The 22142-nt window shown below is 69.4% G+C and carries 16 protein-coding genes; 10 read left to right on the top strand and 6 right to left on the bottom strand.

Annotated features, from left to right (window positions below):
- Window positions 1-88: 88 nt before the first annotated feature.
- The 3 genes from TBR22_RS10705 to TBR22_RS10715 form a co-directional block, all read right to left on the bottom strand.
- A complete protein-coding gene (locus TBR22_RS10705) occupies window positions 89-2383 on the bottom strand; it encodes an IPT/TIG domain-containing protein (protein ID WP_239492972.1) in 2295 nt (764 codons plus the stop codon).
- A gap of 391 nt (window positions 2384-2774) precedes the next feature.
- Entirely contained in the window at window positions 2775-4862 is a 2088-nt protein-coding gene (locus TBR22_RS10710) for an IPT/TIG domain-containing protein (RefSeq protein WP_239492973.1), read from the bottom strand.
- 338 nt (window positions 4863-5200) lie between these two features.
- Window positions 5201-7504 (bottom strand): hypothetical protein, encoded by a 2304-nt coding sequence (locus tag TBR22_RS10715; protein WP_239492974.1) that lies wholly within the window; start codon window positions 7502-7504, stop codon window positions 5201-5203.
- On the opposite strand from TBR22_RS10715, the gene TBR22_RS10720 reads away from it, so the two are divergent.
- A complete protein-coding gene (locus TBR22_RS10720) occupies window positions 7503-9173 on the top strand; it encodes a hypothetical protein (RefSeq protein WP_239492975.1) in 1671 nt (556 codons plus the stop codon). The two genes, TBR22_RS10715 and TBR22_RS10720, sit on opposite strands and share 2 nt — an antisense overlap.
- Window positions 9174-9302: 129 nt before the next feature.
- Here TBR22_RS10720 and TBR22_RS10725 read toward each other — a convergent pair whose 3' ends face one another.
- Together TBR22_RS10725 and TBR22_RS10730 are read right to left on the bottom strand one after the other, a co-directional pair.
- A complete protein-coding gene (locus TBR22_RS10725; protein ID WP_370651509.1) occupies window positions 9303-9647 on the bottom strand; it encodes a DUF423 domain-containing protein in 345 nt (114 codons plus the stop codon).
- A gap of 34 nt (window positions 9648-9681) precedes the next feature.
- Window positions 9682-10905, bottom strand: coding sequence for an MFS transporter (locus tag TBR22_RS10730; RefSeq protein WP_239492977.1), 1224 nt, complete (start codon window positions 10903-10905; stop codon window positions 9682-9684).
- 164 nt (window positions 10906-11069) lie between these two features.
- Here TBR22_RS10730 and TBR22_RS10735 point away from each other — a divergent pair, with 164 nt between their 5' ends.
- From TBR22_RS10735 to TBR22_RS10745, 3 genes are all read left to right on the top strand, one after another.
- Window positions 11070-12386, top strand: a complete 1317-nt coding sequence (locus TBR22_RS10735) for a Gfo/Idh/MocA family protein (RefSeq protein WP_239492978.1) — start codon at window positions 11070-11072, stop codon at window positions 12384-12386.
- 65 nt (window positions 12387-12451) lie between these two features.
- Window positions 12452-13426 carry a deoxyhypusine synthase family protein gene (locus tag TBR22_RS10740; RefSeq protein WP_239492979.1) on the top strand — a complete coding sequence of 325 codons (975 nt, stop codon included), beginning with the start codon at window positions 12452-12454 and terminating at the stop codon, window positions 13424-13426.
- The gene (locus tag TBR22_RS10745) at window positions 13420-15477 is read left to right on the top strand and encodes a methyltransferase domain-containing protein (RefSeq protein WP_239492980.1); all 2058 of its coding nucleotides are present in this window, start codon (window positions 13420-13422) and stop codon (window positions 15475-15477) included. Before TBR22_RS10740 ends, TBR22_RS10745 begins: the two co-directional genes overlap by 7 nt.
- 84 nt (window positions 15478-15561) lie before the next feature.
- On the opposite strand, the gene TBR22_RS10750 is transcribed toward TBR22_RS10745, so the two are convergent.
- Entirely contained in the window at window positions 15562-16218 is a 657-nt protein-coding gene (locus tag TBR22_RS10750; RefSeq protein ID WP_239492981.1) for a cyclase family protein, read from the bottom strand.
- Between the two features lie 335 nt (window positions 16219-16553).
- Here TBR22_RS10750 and TBR22_RS10755 point away from each other — a divergent pair, with 335 nt between their 5' ends.
- From TBR22_RS10755 to TBR22_RS10780, 6 genes are all read left to right on the top strand, one after another.
- Window positions 16554-17735, top strand: coding sequence for a sugar MFS transporter (locus TBR22_RS10755; protein WP_239492982.1), 1182 nt, complete (start codon window positions 16554-16556; stop codon window positions 17733-17735).
- A 100-nt stretch (window positions 17736-17835) separates the two neighbouring features.
- Complete coding sequence (locus TBR22_RS10760) at window positions 17836-18573, top strand: orotidine 5'-phosphate decarboxylase / HUMPS family protein (RefSeq protein WP_239492983.1); 738 nt, start codon at window positions 17836-17838, stop codon at window positions 18571-18573.
- Window positions 18574-19644 (top strand): zinc-binding dehydrogenase, encoded by a 1071-nt coding sequence (locus TBR22_RS10765; RefSeq protein WP_239492984.1) that lies wholly within the window; start codon window positions 18574-18576, stop codon window positions 19642-19644.
- A gap of 55 nt (window positions 19645-19699) precedes the next feature.
- Complete coding sequence (locus TBR22_RS10770; RefSeq protein WP_239492985.1) at window positions 19700-20299, top strand: hypothetical protein; 600 nt, start codon at window positions 19700-19702, stop codon at window positions 20297-20299.
- 5 nt (window positions 20300-20304) lie between these two features.
- Complete coding sequence (locus TBR22_RS10775) at window positions 20305-21117, top strand: oxidoreductase (protein ID WP_239492986.1); 813 nt, start codon at window positions 20305-20307, stop codon at window positions 21115-21117.
- A gap of 52 nt (window positions 21118-21169) precedes the next feature.
- The gene (locus TBR22_RS10780; protein WP_239492987.1) at window positions 21170-22057 is read left to right on the top strand and encodes a sugar phosphate isomerase/epimerase; all 888 of its coding nucleotides are present in this window, start codon (window positions 21170-21172) and stop codon (window positions 22055-22057) included.
- Window positions 22058-22142: the final 85 nt, after the last annotated feature.

A 22142-nucleotide genomic window follows, 5' to 3' on the forward strand; every position in this document is an offset into this window, starting at 1 on the left:
GTCATCCGGCCGTCGGCCTTCGTACGTCAGCCGTTGTGCCCTCTGCCGTCCTGCCTTTCTTCGTCGGCAGCGCGGCATCGCGGCTGTGCTATGGCCGGCACTCCGGGAACAGCCAGTCGCCGTTGGGGTACTTGGCGTCGCGGTAGCGCGAGTTCGTGCACATCGGGTCGGTCGTCCACTTGCCGACCGTGCCGCCGTCGATGGTCTTCTGCGTGACGTCCTCGCCGTTGGGCACGGGACGGGTGCCGCAGTGCCCGCCGACGATGTCGTAGATGCGCACCGACGTGCTGTTGCGCATGCTCGTGCCCTCGGCGCCGGTGTAGTAGTTGACGATGTCCTGCGACATGTCGCCGACGTTGCCGCGCTTCCAGTTGAGGCCGAAGCGGTTGGTGTTGTACTTCAGGCGGAGGGCAGCCACCACCTCGAACATGAAGGTGTTGTTGCCGCCGGTCTCCTTGCACGAGTTGGCGAGGTCGAAGGGACGGGCGGCAGCGACCTCGCTCACGGTGCCGAGGATGTTGTACGACACGGCCGGGCCGGCCGCGTTCGGGTCGAAGAACGTGAAGCCGCCGGGCAGCGTCACGGTCTGTCCCCTGGTGATCACGGTCACGTCCACGGGGCCCTTGCCGCCGGGTGTCTTCGCCTTGATCAGGCTGTCGTTCTCGACCTCGAACTCCCTGGCCGCCACGCCGCCGAACAGGACCTGCGTGCCGAACTCGGTGTTGCCGAAGCCGGCGCCCTCGATCTTCACTTCCGTGCCGCCCGTCGGGGTGCCGCGGTTGGGCGTCACGGTGAGCGTTGCCGTCGGGATCGTGCGGGCGTTCGGGGCCGGCGAGAACGTGAAGCCCTCGGGGAAGGGTGTGCCGAGTGCGGCGTGGCCGGCCTTGTTGCCGCGGCCCCAGTACATCGCGCGCTCGACCACGATCGGCTGATCCGACGAGAAGAACGTCGCGAACTTGCCGTTGGCGAGCTCGTCGTAGAGCAGCGTCCACACCGTCTCGCGCGACTGGCCGGGCACCGTGATGGTCTTGGTCACACCCTGGTTGCCGGTGTCGCCGTTCTCCGTGTAGAAGTGCACGGTCACCGTTGCCGGCGTCGTCCCCGGGTTGTAGATCGGGAAGAACGTGTTGAACCGGCGCTTGTCGGTGTCGTTGTCGTCCTGGTACATCAGGAAGCCGCCCTGCTGGCCTTCCGCGAAACCCCACTTGAGGGCGGGCGCCGAGGCGCCGCCCGTCGCCGAGCCTTCCGCGAAGCTGCCCCAGTAGACGGCGCGTTCGGCGATGAACTCCGCCGCCGAGGTGGTGCGAATCGAGAATGCGGCGTTGCGGAGCGGGTACAGGCCGGAGCCGACCGGGTACTCGACCTCGCGGGCCCAGACGTTGTCGCGCGCGTCGGCCGCCACCGTGCGCGTCACCTCGGCGAGCTTCGCGCCGCCCTGGCCGAAGAACTCCACCTTGATGTCGATCGGCGAGGCGTTCGGGTTGAACAGCAGGACGAACGTCTCGTACACGGGCGCACCGGGAGCAAGGCTGCCCTGGATGCCCTCGGCGAACAGCCACGTGTCCTCGGGCTCGGTGATGCCCATCGCCACGGTGCCACCGCGGATGCCGGCGCCCCAGTACATCTGGCGCTCGGCCACGATGTCCTGCGCCTCTCCGGTGAACGCGTCGTCGGTGGTGCTGTTGTCGGCGAGGGACTCGACGACGGTCGCAAAGCCGGCCTGGCCGTCCTTCAGCTTGTCGCCGATGGCCGCGGTCGGCCAGAAGGTGCGGCGGCCGAACGCCGGCACGATCTCGGTGTCGGTGTACTTGCGCCCCGCGTCGTCGCGATAGGTGGCGCGCACCTTGGTGGCCACCGCGTTCGGATTGGCCACCGAGATGAAGCTGTTGAAGTACCGCGCCTCGCCCTCGGCGAAGTACCACTTCTTGGCGCCGCTGGTCGCGCCGTGCTCGGCGTGGCCGCCGCGCATGTCGTTGACCTTCTGCGTCCAGACCTTGTCGCCACGGTACAGGCCGCCGCCCCAGTACATGGTGCGCTCGGCGACGATCGGCAGGCTGGACGTGAGCTTCAGGGCCACCCCTGCGCGATCACCGACCAGCGAACGGACGCTGAAGCCGGTGCGCGAGAGCGGCGCGACCGTGCGGACCACGGGCGCCAACTGCTCGCCGTCCTGCGTGAACAGGTTGAAGGTCAGCGTGACGACCGACGTGTTCGGGTTCCCGATCAGGATCTCCTGCTCGAAACCGAAACTCGCGTTCGTGGAGCCCTCGGCGAAGATCCAGGTGGTCAGGTCGGGTCCGGACGTGGCGGACGCCGCAACCGGGGAGAGGAGCGCGGTCAGGGCACACAGCCCCACCGACGCCAGCTTGACGGCTTTGAACATGAAACGACCTCGTGGTGAACGCGCGTCAGCCACTCGGTGGCCGGGACACCGACAGACGCGGGCGGCCTCTACTATAGAAGCCTTCCGAAACTGGTGAAACAAATAATCCGGAAAAAATCCCTGAGGTCACATCGGTGACGGCAGGTCGGCACCGTAGCGCCGCGGCTTCCGACCCATCAGATGCAATTGATGGGCCGGAGCCGGAAACGGCTGGATGGAGGCCGACGCGCGGCGACTGGCGGCAATCGTCCCTATTCGCTGACGGTCGGCAGACGAGGGGTGTCCGGAATCCATCCGGAACGATTTACCCGTTCCATGGTCCGGAGCCCTCGTCCGTCCGAACGGACGCGTCTGCGTCGTTCACGTCAGGCCCTATCGAACGGCAGGTGGTCTAGAAGTACTCGAACACCCCACGCGCGACGACCTGGCCGCGGGTGACCACCGTCACCTCGACCTTGCCAGCCGCGCCCGCCGGGGCGACGACGCGGATCTCGTTGCGCTCGACCTTCACCACGCGGGCCGCCGCCGTGCCGAAGAACACCTGGCTGCCGGGTTCGATGACCGTGCCCAGCACGTTCTCGACCTCCACGTTCACGATGGTCCCGCCGGCGGCCGGGCCCCATCGCGGCTCGATCTCGACCTTCGTGCCCGCCGCGGGTGAGCCTGCCTCCTCGTCGTCATCGTCGTCGCCCGACGCCCCCGGGGCGACGTAGGTGAAGGCCCCCGGCAGGACGACCGTCGTGCCACGGGTGATGAGCGTGATGTCGACCCGCCCGAGGGCGTGCGGCGGCGCAATGGCCTTCAGTTCACGGTCGTGCTCGACCTCCAGGCGCAGCGCCGGGACGCCGCCGAACAGGACCTGGGTGCCCAACTCGGTGTTGCCCAGGCCGGTGCCCTCGATCTCGACTTCGGTGCCGCCCGTCGTGGCGCCCTTCGAGGGCTCGACTTCGCGGACCGTGACCTGCGGGGCGGGCGGCAGCTTGGTGGCGGCCGTGAGCGTCAGGCTGTCGGGCAGCGGGATGCCCAGCGACGCGTGCCCCGCCTTGTTCCCCTTGCCCCAGTACACGACGCGCTCGACGACGATCGGCTCGGTGGAGGAAATGAAGGTCGCGAAGCGGCGGTTGGCGAGCTCGTCGTAGAGCAGGGTCCATATCGTCTCGCGCGACTGGCCGGGCACGGTGATGGTCTTGCTCACGCCCGTGTCACCGTGTTCCGTGTAGAAGTGCACGGTCACCGTCGCCGCGGTCGTGCCGGGGTTGTAGATCGGGAAGAACGTGTTGAACCGGCGCTTGTCGTCGTCGTCATCGTCCTGGTAGCGGAGGAAGCCGCCCTGCAAGCCCTCGGCGAATCCCCACTGCCGCGACGGCTCGGTGGCGCCGGCCGTCGCCGTGCCCTCCGACAACCCGCGCCAGTACACGGCGCGCTCGGCCACGAACGGCACGGTGGCCGTGGCTCGAATGGAGAACGCCTGGTTGGCAAGGGCGGGCAGTTCCTTCGCCCACACGCCCCCACGGGCGCCGGCCTCGACGGTGCGGACCACCTGCGCGAGCTTCACGCCGGCCTGGCCGAAGAACTCGACGGTCACGTCGATGGGGCCGGTGGAGGGATTGAACAGCAGCACGAACGTGTCGAACGACGGATCGCCGCCCGGTGTCAGGCTGCCCTGGATGCCCTCGGCGAAGAGCCACGTCAGCGCAGGCGTCGACACCCCCATCGCGGCGTGGCCGCCGCGGATCCCCGAGGGCGCACCGTCGCCCCAGTACATCTGCCGCTCTGCGACGACATCGACGTCCGACGTGACGATGGTCGCGAATCCGGCACGGCCCGATTGCAGGCGCCGGCTCAGCACGGCGGTGGGCCAGAAGGTGCGGCGCGCGTGGGGAGGGACGACCTCGGCCTGCTTCACCTCGGTGCCGGTGTCGTCGCGATACGAGACCACGACGTTGGCCGGCGTGTCACCGGGGTTTGCCACCGAGATGAACGTGTTGAAGAACTTGCCCTCGCCCTCGGCGAAGTACCAGGTGCGGGCGCCCTCGTCGGTGCCGTGCTCGCTGTGGCCTCCGCGCATGTCGCTGACGCGGCCGCGATAGCCCTTGACCTCGGGCCGGAACAGGCCGCCGCCCCAGTACATCGTCCGCTCGGCGACGATCGGCAGGGCGGATGTGAGCTTCAGCGCGATGCCGGCACGGTCGCCGGCCAGCTGCCTGACGCTCTCGGTGAAGCGGGCCCGCGCAGGCACCGTGCGCGTGATCGGCGCGAGCGCCTGGCCGTCCTGCGTGAACAGCTCGAAGGTCACCACGACCGGCACCGCATTCGGGTTGCCGATGAGGATCTCCTCCTCGAAGCCGAATGCGCCGTTGGTGGAGCCCTCGGCGAAGAGCCAGGTGGTGAGTGACGGCGGCGCCGCCACGAGGGGCGCCGGGACGGAGAGCGCGATGGCGCTGGCGAGCACCATGGCCGGAAATACGAGACGGGTCATGCACGAACCTCGCTGAAGTCACACCAGGGCTGGCGGCGACAGGCCGCCGGTCCGCCGACGTGACACTTCATAAGGGTGAGGACCGGGCGCGTTCGGTGGGCGAGCGCTCGGACCGGGTACCGCACGTTCGAACGACGGCCCTGCAAGTCGCGCGCCTGTCGGACACGGCCGGAAGAACGCGTGCGCCGTGATGTCGGGAGCACTCGAGGCCCCGAGTCAGAGACGAAAGCGTAAGTGTTTCGTCGTGATTGGCGACGCGTGCAACCACGCGACCTTGCGAGGTGATCACGCGGTCCTGTCGAACGATATCGGGGAATGTCCCGGTGCGGCTCGGTGCGCTACTCCTGGCGGCGGATCGTCCATCCGCGGACGAGCAGGCCGAGCGTGCGCCCATCGGCCCCCGGTCGCAGGTCGGCAGGGCGACGCGTGCGCGTGGTGATCAGCGTGAAGGTGTTCGGGCCCGCATGCAGGTGGGTCGCCTCGACGGGCCACTCGTAGATCCCGCGGGTGGGCATGAGTGGGTGGGCGGCGAGCCCGACGCCGTTCACCGCAAGCGTGACGGTGTCGCCGGGCTCCGGGGCGCCCGGGCCCTGCGCGTCGAGGGCGAACACCAGCGATCCGGGTGAGCGGAACGCGAAGAGCAGGTCGGCGCGTCCACCCGCCATCCAGCGGAACTGCCCCATGCCGGGCTCGACCTCGGCGTCGTGCCAGCCGTACCCGAAATGTGCTTCGAGGCTCGGCGCGACGCGCATCTCGATGGGCTCGCGCGTCACCTCCAGGGGGTGGAGCATCGGCCACGCGGCACACACCCGGCTCGCCACGGTACTGGTCGCCCGCGCATCGGTCACCGCGCCCCGCAGCAGGAGTCCCATGGCGCCGGACGAAGGGAACGCGAGGGCGAACGAGCCGTGCTGGCCCGTCGACAGCGTCGGCCCGTCGGGCCTGGCCCGTGTGGCGAGGCGGACGTCGCCGGAGATGCCGCTCGCGCGGGTCAACCGGACGTCGATCGTGCCCGGCCCGGACGTGACGAGGCCCAGTGCCCCGGCCTGCGCCAGGTGGCCGATGGCCGCGCCGCGATCCGGAGCGATGTCGACGCACGGCAGCGAGGTGATCACCTGGCTGCGCGTCCGTGGGCCGCCGCCAAGGGCGGGGCCGTCGAGGCCTGACGGCAGCGGTCCACTGCGCCAGGCGAGGAAGTCCCCGCGCGTGCTGAAGAACAGCAGCGCGAGGCCGCGTTCGTCCTCGAGCACGGGCTGTCCTCGTAACCAGGCGCTGACGCGACTGGACCCTGCCTCGAGGCGCAGGTCGACGGGCGCGCGTGCGCCGGTGCGGCCGAGCGGATCGCCCGGCTGCATATCGAGGCGCGCCGATCCGGCTTGCGCCACCTCCAGTCCTTCGACTCGCGTGCCGGTGAGACCGACCACGGCGTGCGCTCGCGGCTGACCCGCATCGGCGAGTCGGAGGCCGATCCGCGCGAGGGCGCGCCACTGCGGCGCCGACAAGCGCGCCGCGGCGTCCTGCGAGATGACGGCGACGGCCACGATGCCCCGCGGCAGCGCCTCGAGCACCGCCTCCAGCGGCGCCCCGAGGCCATCGCCGACCTCGTCGAGCGCGACGCCCTGCCAGCGCAGCCGGTCGCGGGTCGGCATGTCCACGAGGATCGGCCGTCGTCCAGCTCGCGCCGCCGCCGCGGTCGCCTCAGGCGCCACGGTCCGTGCGTCGGCCTCGGGGACGAGCGCGCGCGCGAGCAGGCCCTGCGCCGACGGCGCCACCACGAGGGGCGAGGCCGGCGACACGTGAGCGGCCACGCCCTCCGCCCATGTACGCACGAGGGCCGCCTGTTGCCGCTGATGGCCCCATGGCACCTGGGCGGAGTGCAGGGTCGCCCAGGCGATCAGTCCCGCCACCGCCCATCGACCCGCCCACCGGCCCCGCCAGGCGACGAGTTGGGCGATGCCGGCGCCGACCAGCCACCATGCCCATGGCAGCAACACGGCCGCGCGCAGCGCGGGTGTCAGCGGTGTGGTGACCAGCGTGACCGCCACCAGGCCGAGCCATGCCCACCGGCGGGGCACCTGCGGGGCGGCAGGTCCCAGCCATGCCGGGAGCAGGGTGAGCCCGATCAGGCCGAGGTCTTCCCGCATCACCTGAAGGCTGGCGCCGAGCGACGACCCGTGGCGCCAGTGCGCGACGGCTTCCGCCACCGCCAGCAACGCCACCAGCGCGACGGGCACGCCGACGCCGGCCCGGAGCGATGACGAGGGGCGCGACACCAGCCACCACAGCGCGAGGGTGCTGGCCATCGTGAGCGGGCCAGCGCCCAGAGGCGACGACGCCTGCCAGGCCGACAGCGGCGCCGCGGCTGCGACGATCGCCAGCAAGCTCGCCAGCAGGGGCGACAGGCCCGATCGCAGGAGCGCGCGCGCCAGGATCGCCGTCGTCGCCGCGCCGAGCGCCGCCGCCACCAGGACGGCCCCGGCGATGGCGGCGCCGCTACCGACCGTCGCGCCGACCGCGATTTGCGCGGCGGCGAGTCCCCCCTGCACGCCGGTGAGTGCCGCGTTCCACGCGTCAGCCGTGGCAGGCCCCCGGGCGTACGGCAGCCAGGCGGTGGAGGGCACCGCCAGCGCAACGGTGATCATGACGAGGGCGCCCGCCAGGGCCGGCCCCGCGACGCCCGACGTGCGTACAATGCGCGAGGTCGGCGGGGCGCCCGTTCCGGGCCCGCCTGCCGGTCCTGCCGATCTCGTGCTCACGCCCGTCCGCTCCTCGTCATCGCTGGCCTGCTGGCTGGCCATCCTCGCCGCGGCGGCGCTGATTGTCCTTCGTTCCTGGGTCTTTCTCCACTACGAACAGGCGGACTTCGACGCCGACCAGGCCATCGTCGGGTTGATGGCCCTGCACCTGTCGGAGGGCCGGGCCTGGCCGCTGTTCTTCTACGGCCAGCTGTACATGATGGGCGTGCAGGCCTGGATGGCGGCGCTCGTGTTCCTCGCGAGTGCGCCGACGGTCTTCGGGCTCAAGCTGCCGCTGCTGCTGATCAACGTCGCCACCGGCGCGTTGCTGATCCGCCTGCTCGTCCGTGACGCCGGGCTGCGCGCGTGGCAGGCCGGGGTGGCATCCCTGTGGTTCGTCGCCCTGCCCCCGGTGACGGCGAGCCGGATGGTGCAGGCGCAGGGCGGCACGATCGAGCCGCTGTTCTATGGCCTGCTGCTGTGGATGGTGCGGCGGCGGGCCGTCGCCTTCGGCCTGCTGTTCGCGTTCGGCTTCCTGCAGCGCGAGTTCACGCTGTTTGCAGCCGCGGCGATCGTCGTCCTCGAGGCGTGGACGGGCGAGCTGTTCACGCGGCGGCGCGTCGCTCACTGGCTGGTGGTCGCCCTGGTGTTCCTCGGGGCGCGCCAGACCGTGACGCTGCTGCGGCACACCGCCTCGATGTTCGGGCCCGAGGCGGCGCCGCCCCGGCTCGAGGACGGCGTCACCAACGTCGACCTGGTGGCCCGGAGCGTGTGCCTGGCGCCGGGCGTGATGGCCAGCAACCTCGCGTGGCTCGGTGGCCACAACGTGCCGACGTTCTTCGGCGTGCAGGCGCAACCCCCGGGCGCGCTCATCCTCTCGGCGCGGCCGACCGGCGTGCCCTGGGCCGCCGTGCCGCTCGCGCTTGCCGGGCTGGCGGCGCTCGTGGCCGTCGCCAGGCGTGGCCTGCGCTGGCTGCCGCCGGGGCGCGCGCCCGACGATCCGCGCGTGCTGTTGCCGCTGATGCTCCTGCTGACCGGCCTGTTCGGCCTCGGCGGCGTGGCCACCGGATGCAACGTGCAGAGCCTGTTCACCATCAGGTACCACCTGCTGCTGGCCTTCGCGCCCGTGGGCCTCACGGCGCTTGCTTTCGTGCGGCTGTCGCCAGCCGCTCCCGTCTCGCCGGACGTCGGTCACCCGGCGACCCGACGTACCCTTTCGTTCGCCATCGGCCTCGGGTGCGTCGCGTGGGCGGGGGCGATGGCCTGGAGTCACGTCCAACTGCTGCGTGAGTACCGCTCGACGCCGCCGCCGAGTGCCTACCGCGTCCTGGCCGACGACCTCGTGGCGCACGGCGACCGCTACGGGTGGGCATCGTACTGGGTGTCGTACCACGTGGACTTCCTGTCGCGCGAGCGCGTGCAGTTGTCGCCCTCGTCGGCGATCCGGATCGGCGAGTACACGCGGCAGGCGCTGAAGGCCGGCCCTCACGCGACTGTGGTCGGCAGCGACCCGTGCGACCCGTCGGACCGCGTCGCACGCAAGGTCCTCCACTGGTGGGTGTGCCGCCACGACTGATGTGGCAATTTGATATTGGAAATTCGAAATTGATCGGCGGCCGGCCTGTCGGCCTTGCCGCTCGAGATGTTGCGAGGGCGACAGGCCGAAGGCCGTCGCCCGCGACAATTTCAGATTTCCAATTTCAAATTACCAGCGCACGCGCAGCGCGAGGATCGTCCACGCGGCGATCCACGCCACGCCGCCGAGCGGGGTGATCGCGCCGAACGTCCTCACGCCGGTCAGGGCGAGCAGGTAGAGACTGCCGGAGAAGAGCAGGATGCCGACCGCGAAGAGCAGTCCGGCGAGGCGCGCGGCGCGGCTCGCCCTACCATCTCCCGGCGTGTCGCCGATCAGCCAGGCGGCGATGAACAGCGCCAGTCCGTGCACCAGGTGATAGCGCACGCCGGTTTCGTAGACGGCGAGCAGGTCCGGCGTCAGGCGGTTGCGCAGGCCGTGGGCGCCGAACGCTCCCAGCGCGACACCGAAGGCCATGGCGATGGCGCCCAGCCGGATCAGGCGGCTGCGATCAGATGCGGACGACACCGTGCCTCCTCGTGAGGAACCAGGCGGCGGCCAGGCAGAGCAGGACGCCGTTGAGCGTGAGGGCGAGCGGCAGGCCGAGGCTCGTGACCAGCGCGCCGCTCGCGAGGCTGCCGAGCGGCATGCCGCCGCGGAAGGCCACCATGTAGATGCTCATGACCCGGCCGCGCATCTCGTCGGGCGCCACCAGTTGCACCAGCGAGGTGACGAACGAGGTCGTGATGATGGTCGACACGCCGGCCAGAAAGAGCAGCAGGTAGGTGAGGGGCAGCAGCCGTGACCACGCGATGGCGATCATCAGCACGCTGAACACCACCTGCAGGCGGAGCAGCACCGTGCCCATCCCGTCGAAGCGGCCGAGCCAGGCGACGCCGAGCGCGCCGACCACCGCGCCGGCGCCCGAGAACGACATCATGCGCGTGTAGGCGTCGACGCCCTGGCCGAACTCCTGCTGCGCCAGCACCGGCAGGAAGGTCTGCATCGGCAGGCCGAGGAACGTCTGCGCCGTGGCCACGACGATGAGCGAGACCAGCGTGGGGTTGCGCTTGACGTAGCCGAGGCCGCCGCGCATCTCGGTGAGCATCGGCCGGCTGGAGGCCGGTGGCACGTGCGGCACGCGCAACAGGAGCAGGGCGGCCACGACGGCGAGGAACGACAGCGCGTTGAGGCCGAAGCAGGCGGCCAGCCCGAGCGCCCCGAGCGCGGCGCCGGCGAGGATCGGGCCGACCACGCGCGACAGGTTGAACTGGATCGAGTTGAGCGCGACCGCGTTGGGCAGGTCCTTCTTCGGCACCAGCGACGGGATGAGCGACTGGTACGCCGGGCCGCCGAAGGCCTGCGCCAGGCCGGTGAGGCACGAGAGCGTCAGCACGTGCCAGATGCGCACCATGTCGAACCAGATCAGCCCGGCCAGCAGGGCCGCGGCCGTGAGCTGGACGAACTGGGAACTGATGAGCAGCAACCGCCGGTTGTGTCGGTCGGCGATTACGCCCCCGACCAGCGTGAAGAGCAGGATGGGCAACTCGCCCAGGAAGGAGTCCAGCCCGAGGTACCAGGCCGACCCGGTCAGCGACAGCACCAGCCAGTTCTGCGCCACCTTCTGCATCCACGTGCCGACCGTGGAGATGAAGGCCCCGATCCAGAGCGTCCGGAAGTCGCGCGACAGCAGCGCCGCGCCGAGGCGCCTGAGCACCGCCTGCAGAGCCGTCACGGGGGCGTCCGGGACGGCGGTTGGCGGTGGCGTGGCTGCGGGCGAAGACAATCCTGAAGAGGATACAATGCGCCTTCGCCAGGGCTCCGGCGCACCGGTGGCGCACGGCCCGGCGCACGGGCGCGGCCCCCAGCCCCGCCACGCCTCAGAGAGGACCGTCCGACGTGACCCCATCGACCACCCGACGAGACTTCATCCGCACCGTGGGCGCGAGCGCCGTGGCTGCCGCCGGCACCCTCGCGACCCCGGTCGGCGCCACCGCGCGTCCCGTGTCGACGCCGGCCAGGAGCCGGGTTCTCGGCGCCAACGACCGCATCAACGTCGGCTTCGTCGGCTGCGGCGGCCGCATGAACACGCACATCACCCACGTGATGAACCGCAACAAGGCCCGGGGCGACGTCCAGGCCGTGGCGGTCAACGACATCTGGGAGAAGCGCAAGCAGCTCGCCCGCGAGAAGAACGGCGTCGACGAGAAGGCCGTCTACCACGATTTCCGCGAGCTCGTGACGCGTCCCGACATCGATGCGGTGGTGATTTCCTCGCCCGACCACTGGCACTTCGCGCACGCGATGGCGGCGCTCGAGGCCGGCAAGGACGTCTACCTCGAGAAGCCGATGACCTACACGGTCGACGAGGCGCGCAAGATCGCCGAGTACGTCAAGGCCAACGGGCGGATCCTGCAGGTGGGCAGCCAGTACACCTCCCTCGATCACTTCCACAAGGCGAAGAAGGCGATCGAGGACGGGCTGATCGGCGAGGTGGTGTGGGCGTCGGGCGGCTTCGGGCGCAACAGCACCAAGCGCGGCAACGAGTGGAACTACAGGATCGATCCGGACGCGAACCCGTCGAACCTCGACTGGAAGGCCTTCATCGGCAACGCCCCCAAGCGTGACTGGGACCCGGCGCGCTACTTCCGGTGGCGCAAGTACTGGGACTACTCGGGCGGCATCGCGACCGACCTCTTCTACCACACGGTCTCGCCCATCCTGATGACCGTCGGCCCGGAGTTCCCCCTGCGCGTCACCGCCAGTGGCGGCATCTACGTGCAGAAGGACCGCGAGGTGCCCGACACGTTCTTCATGAACGTCGACTACAGCGACTGGACGATGCAGCTGGCCTGCTCGGTGACCAGCGGCAAGGGCGCGCCGCTGGTGTTCCACGGCTCGCAGGGCACCATCATGGTCGCCGAGGACAGCGAGTCCTTCCAGAACACCGAGATGGTCGTGATCCCCGATCGCGACTACAAGGACGACTTCATGAAGAAGACCGGGGCCGAGGAACTGCGGATCCCGGTGCAGCCGTTCGTGCGTGGCGAGCACCCGCACATGGACGACTTCCTCGAGGCGATGCGCACGCGGCAGAAGCCGAACCTCGACGCCGACCTGGGCTACAAGGCCATGGCGGCCATCGCCGGCGGCGTCACCGCCTATCGCAAGAACAAGGTCGTCGGCTTCGACGCCAAGTCCGAGAAGCTCACCTAGGCTGACGCCCCGACGGGAAATCCAGCAATTTGAAATTTGAACGTTCAAATTTCAAGAAACCATCTATGTCCGGACCCATCTCGCAGTTCATCGATCGTCACTACCGGCACTTCAACGCGGCCGCCCTGAAGGACGCCGCCGATGCCTACTCGGCGCACCTGGCCTCGGGCGGGTCCATGCTCGTCACCCTCGCCGGCGCCATGAGCACCGCGGAACTCGGCTGCTCGCTGGCCGAGATGATCCGCCAGGGCAAGGTGACCGGCATCTCGTGCACCGGCGCCAACCTCGAGGAGGACGTGTTCAACCTCGTGGCGCACGACTTCTACGAGCGCGTGCCGCACTACCGCGACCTCACCCCGGCCGACGAGCAGGCGTTGCTCGATCGCCACATGAACCGCGTGACCGACACGTGCATCCCCGAGCACGAGGCGATGCGGCGCATCGAGTCGGCCGTGCTCGAGCGCTGGGTGGCGCACGACCAGGCCGGCACGCGCCTGTTCCCGCACCAGTTCATGTACGAGATCCTCCTCAGCGGCGTGCTGAAGGAGAGCTACCAGATCGACCCGAAGGACTCGTGGATGATGGCGGCGGCGGAGCGCAACCTGCCGATGTTCGTCCCGGGCTGGGAGGACTCGACGCTCGGCAACATGTACTCGGGCCACTGCATCTCGGGCGACGTGAAGAACGTCCACACGGTGCGCACCGGCATCGAGTACATGATGAGCCTGGCCGACTGGTACCAGGACCTCGCGCCGCGGTCCTCGATCGGCTTCTTCCAGATCGGCGGCGGCATCGCCGGCGACTTCCCGATCTGCGTCGTGCCGATGCTGCACCAGGACCTGCAGCGTCCCGAGGTGCCGCTCTGGGGCTACTTCTGCCAGATCAGCGACTCCACCACGAGTTACGGCTCGTACTCGGGGGCGGTGCCCAACGAGAAGATCACCTGGGGCAAGCTCGGCATCGACACGCCGAAGTTCATCATCGAGTCGGATGCGACGATCGTCGCGCCGCTGATGTTCGCGCGCATCCTGGGATGGTAGCGGGCGACAAGCGAGGGGCCGCCTGGCCCCTCTTCCTCATCTCCTTCCTCGTCCTGTTCCTCGAGGTCGCGCTCATCCGGTGGATGCCGGCCTACATCCGCCTGCTCGCGTACTTCTCGAACTTCATCCTGCTGGCCAGCTTCCTGGGCATCGGGGTCGGCTGCCTGCTGGCGCCACTGCGCACCAACCTGATGCGCTGGTTCCCGCTCCTGCAGGCTGTCCTGGTGATCGTCGTCGCCGTGGGGCGCATCGACATCGCGGTTCCGCAGACCTCCGAGAGCATCTACTTCTCGAGCGGCACGACCGACGCCGTGGTGCCGGTCGAGGGCACGTGGTTCCTGCCGCTGCTGTGCATCGGCGTCGCCGCGCTGTTCGTCACGCTGGCGCAGCGCCTCGGACGCGAGATGAACGCGCACCCGCCGCTGCGCGCCTACCTGATCAACCTGGCCGGCAGCCTGGCCGGCGTCATCGCATTCGGCACGGTGTCGGCGCTCCAGCTCCCGCCGGTCGCCTGGTTCGGGCTCGGGTTCCTCGCGGCCGTGCCCTTCCTGCTCGAGCAGCCGGCGCGCTGGGCCTGGTCGGGCATCGTCCTGCTCGGCGTGCCGCTCGGCGTGGCGCACCAGCTGTCGGGCGACACGCTGTGGTCGCCGTACTACAAGATCACGGCGCACACCCAGGGCAAGGAGACGGTGGTGGAGGTGAACAACATCTTCCACCAGTCGATGGCCCCGGTCCGCGAGAAGGAATACTTCTACCAGTGGCCGTACACGGTCTTCGGCGACACGTTCGAGGACGTGCTGGTGCTCGGCGCGGGCTCGGGCACCGACGTCGCGTCGGCGCTGCAGCACGGCGCGAAGCGTGTCGACGCCGTCGAGATCGACCCGGTCATCGTGCGGCTCGGCCGGCAGTACCACCCCGAGGGCCCGTACAAGGACCCGCGCGTCACGGTGGTCAACGACGATGCCCGGCACTACCTGCGGACGGCGGAGAAACGATACGACCTGATCGTGTTCGCGCTGATCGACTCGCTGACGCTGCAGTCGTCGTTCTCGGCGGTGCGGCTCGAGAGCTTCATGTTCACCGAGGAGGCCTTCCGGGCCGCGCGTGAGCGCCTGAAGCCGGGCGGGGTACTGGTCGTCTACAACTACTTCCGCGAGAAGTGGCTCGTCGACCGCCTGGCCAACTCGGCGCGCAACGTCTTCGGCGAGGAGCCGAAGGTGCACATCCACAAGGAACACGGCTACCTGGGCGTGATGATCGCCGGGCCCGGCACGCACCGCATCGCGCAGTGGCCGACGCCGCCCGAGAAGGTGGCCGCCTACAACCATCCCGACGTCGTGAGTCCCGGCCTGCCGCTCGACCGCGACGCGTCCATCCGCCCGGCCACCGACGACTGGCCGTTCCTCTACATGCGCGAGCCGCACCTGCCGACGCACTACGCGTGGGCGCTGCTCGGCGTGCTGGTCGTGTCGGTGCTCGCGGTGGGGGCCACCCTGCGCGCGGTCGGCGCGCTGGCCGGCGGCGTCGCGGTGCGTCCGCTGGTGCCGTTCTTCGTGCTCGGCGCCGGCTTCATGATTCTCGAAACCAAGGCGATCACGCAGTTTGCGCTGATCTGGGGTTCCACGTGGGTGGTGGCCTCGGCGACGATTGCGTCCGTCCTGGTCATGGCGGGCCTTGGCGCGTGGCTGGCCGGCCGGCTGCCCCGGATCAACCCGTGGGCGGTGGGCGTGCCGCTGCTGGCGCTGCTGGCGCTCGCGTACGCGCTGCCGATCGGCAGCATCGGCTTCGGGTCGCTGGCCGCCGAGACGGCCTTCTACTCGCTGCTGACGTTCAGCCCGGTGCTGCTCGCGGGGCTCCTGTTCAGCGGCAGCCTGAAGCAGGCCGACAACGTGGCGTTCGCCTACGGGGCCAACCTGCTCGGGGCGATGCTCGGCGGGGTGGGGGAGTACCTGGCCCTGATCACCGGTTACCGACTGCTGCTCGTCGCGATTGCGCTCTGCTACCTGACGGCGATCGTCCTGTACCCGCGGGAACGGCGCAGTCAGGCGTAGGCGTCGCGCTACACAGGTAGGGCCGGGTGTCCCACCCGGCCGCAATCAACAGGGCGCGGTCGGCGACCGCGCCCTACCCGGACGCTACGACAACAACACGGCGCGCGCCGGCGTGCCGTCGGCACCTTCCACCTTCAGCGGCAGCACCACGAACAGGTACTCGCCTGGCGCCGCCTTCGTCAGGTCGAGCCCCTCGACGATGAACACGTCGTTGCCGAGCAGGGCGCGGTGCGTCACCGGCTCCGGGGCGTGGAAGCCCTCCACGGAAAGGTAGTCCACGCCGACCGTCCGGACCCCGCACTCCACCAGGTACTGCGCCGCATCCTCGGCGATGTAGACGAACTCGGTGTTGAAGGGCGCGCCGCTCTCGAGCGTGCCGGAGTTGGTCGTCTTGCACAGCACGGCCTTCGCCCCCTCGATCTTCCCGACGAGGTCGGCCTTGGAGATGGCCGTCTGCACGTGCGTCAGGTCGAGCAGGCGCGCCGGGATGATCATCTGGTCGAGCGGAATCGACTCGACGGTCTGCGGGCTCATGCCGAAATGCCACGGCGCGTCGACGTGCGTGCCGGCGTGGCAGGACACGCGGTACATCGACACGTTGCAGACGTCGCCCTTGTCCATCCGCAGCAGCGGCGTGAACTCCCACACCTCCTGGCCGGGCCAGGGCGCCAGCCGCGGGCTCAGGGTGACCGTGACGTCGAGGGCCTTGCCCGATTGCACGTAGTCGTCGATCCAGGACATGGGGGGAATATAACGCTTAACGTTTAACGTTTAACGTTTAACGTTTGACGTTTGACGTTTGACGTTTGACGTTTGACGTTTGACGTTTGACGTTTGACGTTCGACGCCGAACGCCGAAGGGGCAGGGGCCGAAGCGCTGAAGGGCGCGAGGGCGACATGTGGACTGCCGACCGCCCACTGCCGACTGCCGTCAACGACCTGTCCGCCGAAGCCGCGGCGGAGGCGGAAGCCGTTGTATGCTTTGCCCCGAAATCGGACAATCACCGGCCGGCGGCGCGGGCGACCCGTGCGCGGCCATGAGGGTTGGTCACACGCAAGGGGCCTCGCGCATCGCCATGAACCAACGTCGTCTCTTCATCGCCAGCTGTGTCGCGCTCATCGCCACGGCCATGTCGTTTGCCATCCGTGGCGACATCCTGGGCCAGGTGCAGCAGGACCTGTCGCTCACCGACGTGCAGACCGGGTGGGTCGCCACGGCGGCGTTCTGGGGCTTCGGCCTGTCGATCCTGTTCGGCGGCCCGCTGTGCGACCTGCTCGGCATGGGCACGATCATGCGCCTGGCCGCGGCGGGCCACATCGTCGGCGCGTTGCTGACCGTGTTCTCGACCAACTTCACCACCTTCTTCCTCTCGACGGTGGTCGTGGGGGTCGCCAACGGCTTCGTCGAGGCCGCCATCAACCCGCTCATCGCGACGATCTACCCGCAGAACAAGACCGCCAAGCTCACGACGCTGCACGCCTGGTTCCCGGGCGGCATCGTCATCGGCGGGGTGCTGGCGTTCGCGATGACGCAGGCCGGGTTCGGCTGGAAGGCCAAGACGCTCACGCTGCTGATTCCGTCGGTGATCTACCTGGCGATGTTCATGGGACAGAAGTTCCCCGCGACCGAGCGCGAGGCGGCCGGTGTGCCGTTCGGCGACATGTTCAAGGACCTGGCGCGGCCCCTGTTCATCCTGGTGTGGTTCTGCATGATCCTCACCGCGGGCACCGAGCTGGGCGCCGGCAGCTGGATTCCCACCATCTTCAACCGCGTCACGCAGAGCGCCACGCAGGCCGGGATCCTGCAGGTGGTGTGGATCAACATGGTGATGTACCTGATGCGCCAGTTCGGTCACAACGTGTCGCACAAGATCGCGCCGACCGGGCTGATCGCGATGACGTCGATCGTGGCCGCCTTCGGGCTCTACATGTTCAGCCACGCGGCGACGGTCACGGCCGCCTTCCTGTGGGCCGGCGTGTTCGCCGTCGGCATCGCGTTCTGGTGGCCGACGATGATCGGCATCACGTCGGAGCGGTTCCCGCGCTCGGGCGCCCTCGGCATGGCGGTGATCGGCGCGACGGGGAGCTTCGCCACCGCCCTGTCCGGCCCCGTCATGGGCTGGCTGAGCGAGACCTACGGCACCGAGCAGGTGCTGCCCATCTGGTCGGCGCTGCCCATCCTGCTGGTCGCCATCTTCGGCGCCATCTACATGGTCGACAAGGGCAAGGGCGGATACAAGGCAGAGAAGATTTCCTGAAATGCCCGGAATGCCGGCAATGCCGGCAATGTGGAGGCCCTCGGGGGCCCCGACATTGTCGGCCGTTCTCGGCCTCGCAGCATTTCAGTAGAATGCCAGCGTGTCTCGCCTCGATTCGCTGACGTTCCCGATCGTCCAGATCTCGCTCGACCTCACCAACATCGACGAAGCCCTCGACACGGCGGCCATCGCCGTCGAGGCAGGGGTGGACTGGCTCGAAGCCGGCACGCCGCTGTTGCTGGCCGAGGGCCTGCACGCCGTCGAGAAGCTCCGGGCGAAGTTTCCCGACCACCCGATCGTGGCCGACCTCAAGACGATGGACGGTGGCTACCTCGAGGCCGAGATGATGGCCAAGGCCGGTGCCGACCTCGTGGTGGTGATGGGCCGTGCGCACGAGGCCACCATCCGTCGCGTCGTCGACGCGGCGCGCCACTACGGCATCAGGGTAATGGGCGACAACATGGTGGCCGAGGACCGCGTGAAGAACGCGCAGTGGCTCGAGTCGCTGGGGTGCGACTACATCATCCACCACATCGGGTTCGACGAGCGCGGCCTGATCAAGGGGCTCAGCCCGATGGACGAGCTCGACGCCATCGTCAACGCCGTCAACGTGCCGGTGCAGGCGGTGGGCGGCCTGACGATTCCGCAGGCCATCGAATGTCCCGCGCACGGGGCGCCGCTGGTCGTCCTCGGCGCGCCGCTGGTGATCGACGCCAACGAGTTCAAGACGTCGAGCAACGACCTGCACACCGTGCTGCGCGAGATCAGCACCGAGATCCGGAAGACCCCGCTGAAGAAGTGGAGCGCTGATGGCAAGCGCCTCCCGGAGGGCAAGTAGATGGGCGCGCTCCAACCCGCCGTCGTGCAGTTCGGCCTCGATCAACCGCTGCAGGTGGCGCTGCGGGAGGTGCCGATTCCCGAGATCGGGCCGACCGACGTCCTGCTCGCCGTCGGCGCCGCGTCGGTCTGCGGCTCCGACGTCCACCAGGCCTACCTGACGCACAGCTGGCCGGTGAACGCGCCGGTGACGCTCGGCCACGAGTTCGGCGGCGTCATCGCGCAGGTCGGCAGCGCCGTCAAGGCCTTCAAGGAAGGCGATCGCGTCGTCAGCGAGACGGCCGCCTACATCTGCGGCGAGTGCATGATGTGCCGCACCGGTCGCTACAATCTGTGCCCGACCCGCAAGGGGTTCGGCTACGGCATCGACGGCGCGATGGCCCAGTACGTCCGGGTGCCCGCCCGCTGCCTCCACCACATCCCCGACAGTCTGCCCTTCGACCTGGCGTGCCTGTCGGAGCCGCACGCGGTGGCGTACCAGTCGATGTGCGTCAACGCCGACATCAAGCCGGGCCAGCTGGTGGTGGTCCTCGGCCCCGGGCCGATCGGCCTGCTGTGCGCGAAGATGGCGGCGCTGAGCGGCGCGTACCCGCTCGTGGTCGCGGGCCGCGCGGCCGACCGGCAGCGCCTGCAGGTGGCGATGGAACTCGGCGCCACGCACGTGGTCGACGTCGACAACCAGTCGCTCGAGGAGGTCGTGCGCGGACTCGACCCGCTCGGCGCCGACGTGGTGTGCGACGCGTCGGGGGCCAGCCGGCCGCTCGATGCCGCCCTCCAGATGTGCAAGCCGGACGGGACGGTCGTGAAGGTGGGCTGGTCCCCGGACCTGGTGCCCATCAACCTCAATCCTCTGGTGCAGAAGGCCGTCAAGCTGCACGGCTCGTTCAGCCACAACTACCCGGTGTGGGAGCGCGTCATCGCGTTGTTGGCCGGCGGCCGGACCGGCGCCGACAAGGTGGTCGGCCTGCGCACCGGCCTCGAGCACTGGCATGAGGCGTTCGAGGGCATGCACAGCGGGCAGGTCATCAAGTCGGTGCTCCTGCCGCACGGTCCCGACGGCCCGCGACGGTAATCCTCGGCAGCACTCCGGGGGGCGGCCTCGCGCCGCCCCGTGTCACACTCCCCTCATGCGTGTCCGCCTTGCGAGTCTCGGGCTGGTCGCGGTGCTCGGCATCGCGCACCTCGGCGCGCAGCCGCCGGCCAGTCTCGCCGGCACGTGGCGCTACAACGCCGAGGCGAGTGACGTCGGCGGCACGGGCGACGGCGCGGACGACTCGGGGCCGATGACGCTCGGCGGCTTCGGGACGGCCGGACGTGCCCCGCTCGGGGGGTACGGCTCCACGGGCGTGATGACGCCCATGACGCCGGAGGCGCGCAAGCAGCGCGCCGACCTGGTGCGCGAACTGGTGCAGCCGTCGCGTCGCCTGACGATCACGCAGGACGCGGCCAGCATCTCGTTCACCTTCGACGATGGTCGCACGGTGAAGTACCGGACCGACGGCAAGCCGGAGAAGCACCAGGCCGTCAACGGCGTCGTCGAGACCGAGACGCGCTGGAAGAAGGGACGCCTCGTGCGCGAGACTCACCTGGACGACGGCCTGTCGATCGAGGAGACGTTCACGCTCGTGTCGCCGCGCGGCCTGGTCATCGAAACCGAGGTACTCGGCGGCATTGGCCGACGCAAGCCGGTCCGCCGCGTCTACGACCCTGTCGAGGACACACCCTGAACGTCATGAGCGATCCGACCCGTCCGAACCTTCCGCACGCCTTCGACCTGACTGGCCGCGTCGCCCTGGTGACCGGCTCCACCTCCGGCATCGGCAAGGGCATCGCGTTCCAGCTGGCAGCGCTGGGCGCCTCGGTGATGGTGACCGGGCGATCCCGGGAGGCAGGGCAGGGCGTGCTCGCGGCCATCGGCGCCGCCGGCGGCCGCGCCGACTTCGAGCCGTGCGATCTGGTGGACGAGGCGTCCTGCCGCCGGCTGGTCGAGGCGACGGTCGCCCGGTTCGGCCACCTGGACATCCTGGTCAACAACGCCGCGGACACGTCGCGCGGCGACGTCCGCAGCACGCGGATGGAGGACTGGGACCGCATCTTCGCCATCAACGTGCGGGCGCCGTTCGTCCTGATGCAGGCCGCGGTGCCGCACCTCGAGGCGCGCGGCGGCGGCGCCATCCTGAACGTCGGCTCGGTCAACGCCTACATCGGCGAGCCGAAGCTGACGGCCTACTCCGCGTCGAAGGGCGCGCTGCAGACGCTGACCAAGAACGCGGCGGCGCAGCTGAACGCGGTACGCATCCGCGTCAACCAGATCAACGCCGGCTGGACGCTGACCGAGGGCGAGCGCAAGGTGAAGCGCGAGCAGGAGGGCAAGGGCGACGAGTGGGTCGCCGAGGCGGTCGCGACGCGCCCGTTCGGCCGGCTGCTCGAGCCAGCCGACATCGCCTACGCGGTCGCTTACTATGTGTCGGATGCGGCCGCCTGCGTGACTGGCTCGGTGATGGACCTCGAGCAGTACCCTGTCGGCGCGCCGCCGGCGTGGTAGTCGGCTGGCGCCGACTCCCACGAATTTCGAATTTCAAATTTCAAAGTCTCTGATGCCTCCCCGTATCTCCGTCTTCCCCAAGTGCTACTTCGACGAGTTGTGTGCCGGCCGGATGGACTATCTCCAGTGGCTGCGCGATGCGAAGGCCCTCGGTGGCGAGGGCATCGAGCACTACGACGGGTTCCTCGCGCCGCTCGGTCCCGACGCGGCCAGGCGCGTGCGTGACGTGCTCGAGGAGACCGGGCAGGTGTCGTCGCTCCTGTGCTTCTCGCCCGACTTCACGCATCCCGATGCCGAGGAACGCAAGCGCCAGGTGCAGCGGCAGAAGGACGCCATCGACATGTCGGTGGCGCTCGGCGTGCGGTACTGCCGCACGTTGAGCGGACAGCGGCTCCCGGGGATGTCGCGTGCCGAGGGCGTGCAGCGCACCGTGGACGGCATCCGCGCGTCGCTCGACTACGCGGCCGAACGCGACGTCGTGCTCTGCATGGAGAACCACTACAAGGACGGCAACTGGACGTACCCGGAGTTTGCGCAGGCCGAGGACGTGTTCCTGGAGATCATCGAGCAGATCGATCACCCGAACTTCGGCGTCCAGTACGACCCGTCCAACGCGCTGGTCGGCGGCTACGATCCGCTGACCTTCCTCGACAAGGTGAAGCACCGCGTCGTCAGCATGCATGCCTCCGACCGCTACCTCGCGCCCGGGGCGACGCTCGAGGACCTGAAGCAGGGCGACGGCAGCACGGGCTACAGCGCGGCGCTCAAGCACGGCGAGACGGGCAAGGGGCTCAACGACTACGACACGATTTTCCGCATCCTGGCCTCGGTCGGCTACCAGGGCTGGATCTCGATCGAGGACGGCATGAACGGCCTCGACGAACTGGCCCGGTCGGCCGAGTTCCTCAAGATGAAGCGCGCGCAATACTACGGTCAGTAACGAAACGACGTAGGCGTCGAGCTTCAGCTCGACGCGCAGCGCGACTGAGGATGACCATCGACCTGAAGGTCGACGGCTACGCGTG

The sequence above is a fragment of the Luteitalea sp. TBR-22 genome (assembly GCF_016865485.1).
Taxonomy (GTDB): Bacteria; Acidobacteriota; Vicinamibacteria; order Vicinamibacterales; family Vicinamibacteraceae; genus Luteitalea.

Coding starts and splice junctions, on each gene's coding strand:
- TBR22_RS10705 (WP_239492972.1), bottom strand. CDS start 2,383: ATGTTCAAAGCCGTCAAGCTGGCGTCGGTGGGGCTGTGTGCCCTGACC.
- TBR22_RS10710 (WP_239492973.1), bottom strand. CDS start 4,862: ATGACCCGTCTCGTATTTCCGGCCATGGTGCTCGCCAGCGCCATCGCG.
- TBR22_RS10720 (WP_239492975.1), top strand. CDS start 7,503: ATGACGAGGGCGCCCGCCAGGGCCGGCCCCGCGACGCCCGACGTGCGT.
- TBR22_RS10715 (WP_239492974.1), bottom strand. CDS start 7,504: ATGATCACCGTTGCGCTGGCGGTGCCCTCCACCGCCTGGCTGCCGTAC.
- TBR22_RS10725 (WP_370651509.1), bottom strand. CDS start 9,647: ATGGCCTTCGGTGTCGCGCTGGGAGCGTTCGGCGCCCACGGCCTGCGC.
- TBR22_RS10740 (WP_239492979.1), top strand. CDS start 12,452: ATGTCCGGACCCATCTCGCAGTTCATCGATCGTCACTACCGGCACTTC.
- TBR22_RS10745 (WP_239492980.1), top strand. CDS start 13,420: ATGGTAGCGGGCGACAAGCGAGGGGCCGCCTGGCCCCTCTTCCTCATC.
- TBR22_RS10750 (WP_239492981.1), bottom strand. CDS start 16,218: ATGTCCTGGATCGACGACTACGTGCAATCGGGCAAGGCCCTCGACGTC.
- TBR22_RS10755 (WP_239492982.1), top strand. CDS start 16,554: ATGAACCAACGTCGTCTCTTCATCGCCAGCTGTGTCGCGCTCATCGCC.
- TBR22_RS10765 (WP_239492984.1), top strand. CDS start 18,574: ATGGGCGCGCTCCAACCCGCCGTCGTGCAGTTCGGCCTCGATCAACCG.
- TBR22_RS10770 (WP_239492985.1), top strand. CDS start 19,700: ATGCGTGTCCGCCTTGCGAGTCTCGGGCTGGTCGCGGTGCTCGGCATC.
- TBR22_RS10775 (WP_239492986.1), top strand. CDS start 20,305: ATGAGCGATCCGACCCGTCCGAACCTTCCGCACGCCTTCGACCTGACT.
- TBR22_RS10780 (WP_239492987.1), top strand. CDS start 21,170: ATGCCTCCCCGTATCTCCGTCTTCCCCAAGTGCTACTTCGACGAGTTG.